The following is a 7,704-nucleotide window of genomic DNA, read 5'->3' on the forward strand; positions in this document are numbered from 1 at the left end:
GTGTGCCGTTGATTGCGCCCCGCTACACTCGTCGGCGGAACGCGTTGATGGTCAATACGCGTGATGTCACGATTTCGAGAAGGTTCGGAGTAGGCGCCATCGATACCGGTCAATTGATCGCGGAGCACTACCGCCTGGTCGAGCGGATTGGTAGCGGCGGCACAGGTGTGGTTTGGCGCGCGATCGACGAACGCCTGCAGCGCTCGGTCGCGGTGAAGCAGATCCATATCAAGCCGAGCCTGCCCGAAGCCGAGCGCGATGTGGTGCGTCAGCGCGCGATCCGCGAGGCCCGCAATGCGGCACGATTCCAGCATCCGAATGCGATCGTGGTCTTCGATATCACCGAGCACAACGGCGATCCGTGCCTGGTGATGGAGTATCTGAAGTCGAAGAGTCTGGCGGGCGTGATCTCCGCGCAGGGCATGCTGCCGCTGACCCAGGTCGCGCGGATCGGCGAACAGGTCGCCTCGGCGCTCATCGCCGCGCATCACGCCGGAATCGTGCACCGCGATGTCAAACCGGGCAATATCCTGCTCGACGACACCGGCACGGTGAAAATCACCGACTTCGGCATCTCCCGCGCCACCGGTGACGTCACCCTCACCGAGACCGGTCTGATCTGCGGTACCGCCGCCTATCTCGCACCGGAGGTCGCGCGCGGCGCCGACCCGTCGCCCGCCGCCGACGTATTCGCTTTGGGCGCAACGCTATTCCACGCACTCGAGGGGGAGCCGCCGTACGGTTCCAGCGCCAACCCACTCGCCGTGCTCTACGCCGCGGCGAATGGCCAGGTCAGCGAGCCTCGGCACGCGGGCCCGGCAACCGACTTCCTGCTGGATCTGCTCAGCCCGGATCCCGCCGACCGGCCGACCATGCGTGCGGCCCGCGAACATCTGTCCGCGCTCGCCGATTCCGGTTCCGCACCGGTACACGCCGGATTCGTCCCCGCCAGTGAGGCATTCGGACGCCGCGGCGAATCCGCGACCCGTGCGCTGCGGCCGCCCGCGAACCCGACGCCGGAGCATCAGCCGACCGCACGGCAGCCACGTCCGGCGGCACCGCGAAATACCGCCCGCCCCAACAACCCCGGTGGCGCGTCGCATCCCAGGACCGCCGCGCATCCGAGAACCGCCGCGCATCCGCAGACAGCGACACAGCCGCGTCCGGTGCCGCGCAAGTCCGGCGGCAAGCGCAAGGCGGTCTTGATCGGTGCGACCATCGGTGCGGTGGTGGCCGTCGTGGCGGTCCTGATCGGTGCGCTGAATCAGTCGGGCACCAATACGCCATCGGTGCAAGCGAGTCCGCCTTCGTCGTCCGCCTCGAAGGGCACCACTTCCACGGCTGCCGCGGGCTCGCCGGGGCAAACGAAGAGCGTCGGCACGGCAGACTCGCGGCAGTCCATCGATCAAGTGGTGGACTTCTACAACAACCTCACCTACATGAGTTTCGCGGCTGCATGGAAACAGTTGACTCCCGCTGCCCAGCGGGTCTACGGCAGCCAGTCAGCCTTCCAGGATTACTGGACGCAGAATCGGGTCACGGGCTTCAACACTGTTGATGCGGCCGGTGGTGGTACCGGCACCAACCCGGACGGTTCGGTGGAAATCAATGTGGCCAGCGTGACCTATGCCGGCCAGAACAGGTCGGTGACGCTGCGGCTGATCAACCCTGGCAGCGGCGCCCCACTCATCGACAGCGACACCCGCAGCGGCGACGCGCGCTAGGCGCACGGCGGCGGGTGCGGTGCGCTATCGGTCAACGGACCGCAACGAGGTCTGCGCCCAATTCACCAGCAGTGCAAGGGCGGTGGCGCTCGGCGAATCCGGCTCGGTGGTGTGCATGATCCGCCCCTGATCCGGATCGTCGGGCAGGCGCGGGGTTCCCATCTGCCTGTGCAACCGGTAGTACGCGACCTCAGCCCGAACCGGGCAACCGGCGCTCTTCGCATTAAGGAGTGCGTAACCGAGATGTCACCCCGGCACCCGGCCAACTCCTCGCGCCGCAGACCAGCGACTCGGCGCACTCCGCCGTGGTCACGCAACCCGACGGCCTGCGGGCGTAGGCGGCCGCGGCGCGATTTGCGGACCCGCTGAGCTCGGTCCGGTCGTCCATTCGACAACCCTACGCCGGTGCGCGGCGACTATCCCATTGCGGCTGTGGCGAATTGGGTGATTTCGACATTCGGCGGATATGGGCTGAGCCGGTGCCACCGACACCCGATCACTCTCAGGACTGAGTAATCAGATGGGTACGGTGTCCCACCATGTGTGCCTGAGTTGGCCGGCAGTCCAGCCGGAGACATTCACACTGAGCGTGCAGCCAGAGCGCAGTGGTTGGTCGAATGTGACATTCAGCCAGGCCGCTGAGGGCGACGACCCAGTATCGGAGATGTAGAGGGTGCCGCGATGACGTTGTCGAACGGGGCGAGCCCGGGATCGACGGCCGAGGGGCACCGAAATGACACGGCACGTCGTCACCCAATTCCTAGCTTCCGACGGACAGGAGGATCGCCTCCGCACCGCACTCGAAGCGATGATCGAACCTTCCCTGGCCGAGCCCGGTTGCCTCGCCTACCAGCCCTACGCCGACCCGAACGACCCGTCCCGCATGGTGCTGCTCGAGGAGTGGACCGGGCCCGAGGCCCTCCACGAGCACTTCGCGACCCCGCACTTCTTCCACGTCCGCGACGTGCTCGTCCAAATCCTCACCGAGCCTACGGTGATCAAACGCCTCGTCCCCGCCTGACCGTTCCGCCTGCCCCGATCACGCGGGGCGGGCAACGATCTGCCTGAACTCCGCCGCCGCACTGACTCGGCGATCAGTATTCGAGTTCGCTCCAGGGGATCTGAATCGGGAAGGGGAAGTCGATCTTGATGTCGTCGGTGTCGTGCGGGGTCCATTCACCGGCCAGCAGGTAGTTGGCCGAACGCAGTGGGTGAACTCCGTCCGGCAGCTCACCGGCTCCGGTCTGCAGGACGTACGCGCGCACAATTGCGATTGCGCTCGCTTCACGAGCCAGATGCACTTCCCAGTACCAGGGAATTCCGGCACTCGCGTAGCGCCCCTTCTTTGCCTCGATATCGGTCTGAGTGTTGGACGGAGACAAGACTTCGCCGACCAGTAAGACATCGCCGCCACGAACGTCCTGGTAAGGCGATTCGAGGCAGCGGTGGACGAGGAAGTCGGGTGTCATGAAGTCGGACTTGCCAGTGCGTCCGAGGAAGACGTTGGTTTCGAAACCGACTCGCCAGCAGTGCTGCGGTCGATCCGACATATCGCTGCGTGCGCAACGCTCGAGAGCTATCCACAGACGTCCCATGAACACTTGGTGTTCGGAAGGTCCGCGCCGAACCCACACCACCCGCCCATCCCACAGTTCGATCTGCTCGGCGATCTCCTCGGGAAGTCGCTCCAACTCCTCCCATGTCATGTATTCGGGGAGGTCGGGCCGCTGAACGTGCGGAATGGACATGCCGCCATCGTAGTCAGCCTCGTCGCAGGGCAGCGATGTTTCCGAAACCGGCGCCGCAGCGGATAACCGGCGGCATGCGACCGATAGGCTGGTAGCTGGAGCGGAGAATACCGACCGCTCGGCGTCGGGCACGGCGTCCAAGGATCAGAACAGACAGGATCGCAGACCTCATGACATCCCGCATCGAGCTCGCCCGCGTCGATCTGCGCGGCCGTACTCCCTCCGCTGCCGAGCTGCGCACCGCGCTGCCGCGCGGGGGAGTCGACGTGGACTCGGTGCTGCATCAGGTGCGACCCGTGGTGGAGGCGATCCGAGATCGCGGCGTCGCGGCTGCGCTGGAATTCAGCGAGCAGTTCGACGGCGTGATTCCGGCGAGCGTGCGGGTACCCGCAGCCGAACTCGATGCCGCGTTGGAGAAGTTGGACCCGGCCGTTCGTGCCGGCCTCGAGGTCGCGATCGAGCGGACCCGCCAGGTACACGCCGATCAGCGACGCACCGACACCACCACCGAGGTCGTGCCCGGTGGCACGGTCACCGAGCGGTGGGTGCCGGTCGAGCGGGTCGGGCTCTACGTGCCCGGCGGCAATGCCGTCTACCCGTCGAGCGTCGTGATGAATGTGGTGCCCGCGCAGGCGGCCGGTGTCGACTCGCTGGTGGTGGCCTCGCCGCCACAGGCCCAGTTCCGCGGGCTGCCGCACCCGACCATCCTGGCGGCCGCGAAGCTGCTCGGTGTCGAGGAAGTATGGGCCGTCGGTGGTGCGCAGGCCGTCGCGCTGCTGTCCTACGGTGGCATTGATACCGATGGCACGCAGCTCGAGCCGGTCGACCTGATCACCGGTCCCGGCAATATCTTCGTGACCGCCGCCAAGCGCCTGTGCCGCGGCCTGGTCGGCATCGATGCCGAGGCGGGCCCCACCGAGATCGCGATCCTGGCCGATGCCACCGCCGATCCGCTCCATGTCGCCGCTGATCTGATCAGCCAGGCCGAACACGACGTGCTCGCGGCCAGCGTGCTCGTCACCGACAGCGTCGAACTCGCCGATGCGGTGGACGCCGCGCTCACCACCCAGATGACGGTGGTCAAGCACGCACATCGGGTGCGAGAGGCATTGTCCGGAAAGCAGTCCGGCACGGTGCTGGTCGACGATATCGAGCAGGGCCTGCGGGTGGTGAATGCCTACGCCGCCGAACACCTCGAGATCCAGACCGCCGATGCGCCGGGCGTCGCGGCCCGGGTGCGCAGCGCCGGCGCGATTTTCGTCGGTCCGTATGCCCCGGTCAGCCTGGGTGATTACTGCGCTGGCTCGAATCACGTGCTTCCGACGGCGGGCTGCGCGCGGCACTCCTCGGGCCTGAGCGTGCAGACCTTCCTGCGCGGTATCCACGTTGTGGAATACACCGAGGCCGCGCTCAAAGACGTCGCCGGTCACGTGGTCGCGCTGGCCAATGCCGAGGACCTGCCCGCACACGGCCAAGCCGTGCAGGCGCGATTCGAGGCACTGGCATGACCCCCGAGATTACCGTGCCCGGCTCCGGCGTCACCCTGGACGACCTCCCGCTGCGCGCGAATCTGCGCGGCAAAAAGCCTTACGGCGCACCGCAGTTGACGGTGCCGGTGCAGCTGAACACCAATGAGAACCCGCACCCGCCGAGCCGCGCCCTCATCGACGACGTCGCCGAATCCATTCGCGCCGCCGCCACCGACCTGCACCGCTACCCGGACCGCGACGCCGTCGCGCTGCGCACCGACCTGGCCGAATACCTGACCCGCCAGACCGGCATCGCGGTGCACACCGCCAATGTCTGGGCGGCCAACGGCTCCAACGAAATCCTGCAGCAACTGCTGCAGGCCTTCGGCGGACCCGGCCGCAGCGCACTGGGTTTCGTGCCCTCGTACTCGATGCACCCGATCATCTCCGAGGGCATCGATACCGAGTGGGTCGAGGCCAAGCGCAATGCCGACTTCTCCCTCGATATCGAGTACGCGCTCGCCGTCATTGCCGAGCGTCGACCCGATGTGGTCTTCGTGACCAGCCCCAATAACCCGACAGGGCACAGCATTCCGCAGGCCGACCTGGCTCGGATCCTGGCCGCCGCACCGGGCATCGTCGTCGTCGACGAGGCATACGGCGAATTCTCCGCCGAGCCGAGCGCGATCGCCCTGATCGATCGGTACCCGACGAAACTCGTGGTCAGCCGCACCATGAGCAAGGCCTTCGCCTTCGCGGGCGGCCGCCTCGGCTACCTGGTCGCCGCCCCGGCAGTGATCGACGCGATGCTGCTGGTGCGACTGCCGTACCACCTGTCGGTGGTCACGCAGGCCGCCGCCCGTGCGGCCCTGCGCCACGCCGAGGAAACCCTCGCGAGCGTCGCCGAACTGGCAGCACAGCGGGACCGGGTCGCGGCAGCGTTGGGCGCCATGGGTTTCGAGGTGATCCCCAGTGACGCCAACTTCCTGCTCTTCGGTCGCTTCACCGATGCCCCCCGCGCCTGGCAGCACTATCTGGACCGCGGCGTGCTGATCCGCGATGTCGGCATTCCGGGGTATCTGCGCGCCACCATCGGTCTCGCCGCCGAGAACGACGAATTCCTACGCGTCAGTGGCACATTGGCCGACACCGACCTCGCCATCCGATAATCCGCCTGTGGAGGAAGCAAAGATGAATCGCACCGCGCGGGTGGAGCGCGTCACCAAGGAATCGAATATTGTCGTCGAACTGGATCTCGACGGCACCGGCAAGACCGATATCGCCACCGGTGTCCCGTTCTACGACCACATGCTGACCGCGCTCGGCGCACACGCCAGCTTCGATCTGACGGTGCGCGCCGAGGGTGATATCGAGATCGAGGCGCATCACACCGTCGAGGACACCGCCATCGTCTTCGGCCAGGCGCTGGGTAAGGCACTGGGCGACAAGTCCGGCATCCGCCGCTTCGGCGATGCGTTCATTCCGATGGACGAGACCATGGCGCATGCCGCGGTGGATGTGTCCGGTCGCCCGTACTGCGTGCACACCGGCGAACCCGATCACCTGTTGCACGCGGTGATTCCCGGTTCCGGACCCGGCGCACCGTATTCCACGGTGCTCAACCGGCACGTATTCGAGTCGATCGCGCTGAACGCCCGCATCGCACTGCACGTACGGGTGCTGTACGGCCGCGACCAGCATCACGTCACCGAGGCCGAATTCAAGGCGGTGGCGCGGGCATTGCGCGCCGCCGTCGAACTGGATCCGCGGGTGAGCGGTGTGCCGTCGACGAAGGGGACGCTGTGACAACCAAATCGGTCGCTCTGCTCGACTACGGCTCCGGCAATCTGCATTCCGCGCACCGCGCGCTGATCCGCGCGGGTGCGACGGTCGAGGTGACCGCGGATGCCGACATCGCGTTGGCCGCCGACGGACTGGTCGTTCCCGGTGTCGGTGCCTTCGCGGCCTGCATGGCCGGGCTGCGCGAGGTGAGGGGGGAGCGCATCATCGGTCAGCGGCTGGCCGGCGGTCGTCCGGTGCTCGGGATCTGTGTCGGCATGCAGATCCTGTTCGAGCGCGGGGTGGAGTTCGGTGTGGAAACCGAAGGATGCGCGGAATGGCCGGGTGTGGTCGAGCGGCTGTCGGCACCTGTGCTCCCGCACATGGGCTGGAACACGGTGTCGGCTCCATCCGACAGTGTCCTGTTCGCGGGAATGGCCAGCGATACCCGTTTCTATTTCGTGCACTCCTATGCCGCGCAGACCTGGGACCTGCCGCCGAGCGAACATTTCGCCGCGCCGAAGCTCACCTGGGCCGAACACGGCGTCTCATTTCTTGCGGCCGTCGAGAACGGCCCGTTGTCGGCGACGCAGTTTCATCCCGAAAAGTCTGGTGACGCGGGCGCGCAGTTGCTCCGCAATTGGGTGAACTCGCTGTAAACACGCGCTGGCCAGGCGATTTGACATCGTGCACGCCGGTAAGTAACTTTATCCAAGTCAGAGCGACACGGACACCGACCCGGAGCCTAACGGCCTGGGAAACGAGGTAGGACGAGGAGCGCCTGACGATCACACTGGTTCGGACGGATCCTGATTTTGTGTCGGGGGTCGGCTGAGCTAAGCTTTACCAAGTTGCCTCACTGAAGCTTCGGATTTATGCCGAAGTGAATGTGTGTGCGTGTGTTCTTTGAGAACTCAATAGTGTGTCGATGAATGTCAGTGCCAAATATTTTTTGGTTCCGGCTCTCTCATACCCCCGTGTGGT

Annotated in this window: 8 protein-coding genes and 1 pseudogene; 6 read left to right on the forward strand and 3 right to left on the reverse strand. The window is 66.1% G+C overall.

Going from position 1 to position 7,704, the window contains the following annotated elements:
- Positions 1-47 precede the first annotated feature (47 nt).
- Positions 48-1,724, forward strand: a complete 1,677-nt coding sequence (locus AB0L58_RS37680; protein ID WP_364395041.1) for a protein kinase — start codon at positions 48-50, stop codon at positions 1,722-1,724.
- Between the two features lie 24 nt (positions 1,725-1,748).
- Here the strand turns inward: AB0L58_RS37680 and AB0L58_RS37685 are convergent, their stop codons facing one another.
- Both AB0L58_RS37685 and AB0L58_RS37690 read right to left on the reverse strand, forming a co-directional pair.
- Positions 1,749-1,886, reverse strand: a complete 138-nt coding sequence (locus AB0L58_RS37685) for a hypothetical protein (protein WP_364395064.1) — start codon at positions 1,884-1,886, stop codon at positions 1,749-1,751.
- 95 nt (positions 1,887-1,981) lie between these two features.
- Positions 1,982-2,119: pseudogene (locus AB0L58_RS37690) on the reverse strand (transcriptional regulator); the annotation flags it as partial.
- A 338-nt stretch (positions 2,120-2,457) separates the two neighbouring features.
- On the opposite strand from AB0L58_RS37690, the gene AB0L58_RS37695 reads away from it, so the two are divergent.
- Positions 2,458-2,745 carry a putative quinol monooxygenase gene (locus AB0L58_RS37695; protein ID WP_364395043.1) on the forward strand — a complete coding sequence of 96 codons (288 nt, stop codon included), beginning with the start codon at positions 2,458-2,460 and terminating at the stop codon, positions 2,743-2,745.
- A 73-nt stretch (positions 2,746-2,818) separates the two neighbouring features.
- Here the strand turns inward: AB0L58_RS37695 and AB0L58_RS37700 are convergent, their stop codons facing one another.
- A complete protein-coding gene (locus AB0L58_RS37700; RefSeq protein WP_364395045.1) occupies positions 2,819-3,472 on the reverse strand; it encodes a Uma2 family endonuclease in 654 nt (217 codons plus the stop codon).
- A 170-nt stretch (positions 3,473-3,642) separates the two neighbouring features.
- Here AB0L58_RS37700 and hisD point away from each other — a divergent pair, with 170 nt between their 5' ends.
- The 4 genes from hisD to hisH are packed head-to-tail and all read left to right on the forward strand — an operon-like array spanning position 3,643 to position 7,379.
- The gene (hisD, locus tag AB0L58_RS37705) at positions 3,643-4,980 is read left to right on the forward strand and encodes a histidinol dehydrogenase (RefSeq protein ID WP_364395047.1); all 1,338 of its coding nucleotides are present in this window, start codon (positions 3,643-3,645) and stop codon (positions 4,978-4,980) included.
- Complete coding sequence (locus AB0L58_RS37710) at positions 4,977-6,110, forward strand: histidinol-phosphate transaminase (protein WP_364395049.1); 1,134 nt, start codon at positions 4,977-4,979, stop codon at positions 6,108-6,110. The genes hisD and AB0L58_RS37710 overlap by 4 nt, the downstream gene beginning before the upstream one ends.
- A gap of 22 nt (positions 6,111-6,132) precedes the next feature.
- A complete protein-coding gene (hisB, locus tag AB0L58_RS37715; protein WP_062988783.1) occupies positions 6,133-6,747 on the forward strand; it encodes an imidazoleglycerol-phosphate dehydratase HisB in 615 nt (204 codons plus the stop codon).
- On the forward strand, positions 6,744-7,379 hold the full coding sequence (gene hisH, locus AB0L58_RS37720) for an imidazole glycerol phosphate synthase subunit HisH (RefSeq protein ID WP_364395052.1): 636 nt from the start codon (positions 6,744-6,746) through the stop codon (positions 7,377-7,379). Before hisB ends, hisH begins: the two co-directional genes overlap by 4 nt.
- Positions 7,380-7,704 lie beyond the last annotated feature (325 nt).

It is taken from the genome of Nocardia sp. NPDC052112 (genome assembly GCF_040680135.1).
Taxonomy (GTDB): Bacteria; Actinomycetota; Actinomycetes; order Mycobacteriales; family Mycobacteriaceae; genus Nocardia.

Bases quoted from the DNA above. Each gene is read 5' to 3' on its own strand.
- hisB (WP_062988783.1), top strand. From the start codon at position 6,133: ATGAATCGCACCGCGCGGGTGGAGCGCGTCACCAAGGAATCGAATATT.
- AB0L58_RS37685 (WP_364395064.1), bottom strand. From the start codon at position 1,886: ATGGGAACCCCGCGCCTGCCCGACGATCCGGATCAGGGGCGGATCATG.
- hisD (WP_364395047.1), top strand. From the start codon at position 3,643: ATGACATCCCGCATCGAGCTCGCCCGCGTCGATCTGCGCGGCCGTACT.
- AB0L58_RS37680 (WP_364395041.1), top strand. From the start codon at position 48: ATGGTCAATACGCGTGATGTCACGATTTCGAGAAGGTTCGGAGTAGGC.
- AB0L58_RS37710 (WP_364395049.1), top strand. From the start codon at position 4,977: ATGACCCCCGAGATTACCGTGCCCGGCTCCGGCGTCACCCTGGACGAC.
- AB0L58_RS37700 (WP_364395045.1), bottom strand. From the start codon at position 3,472: ATGTCCATTCCGCACGTTCAGCGGCCCGACCTCCCCGAATACATGACA.
- AB0L58_RS37695 (WP_364395043.1), top strand. From the start codon at position 2,458: ATGACACGGCACGTCGTCACCCAATTCCTAGCTTCCGACGGACAGGAG.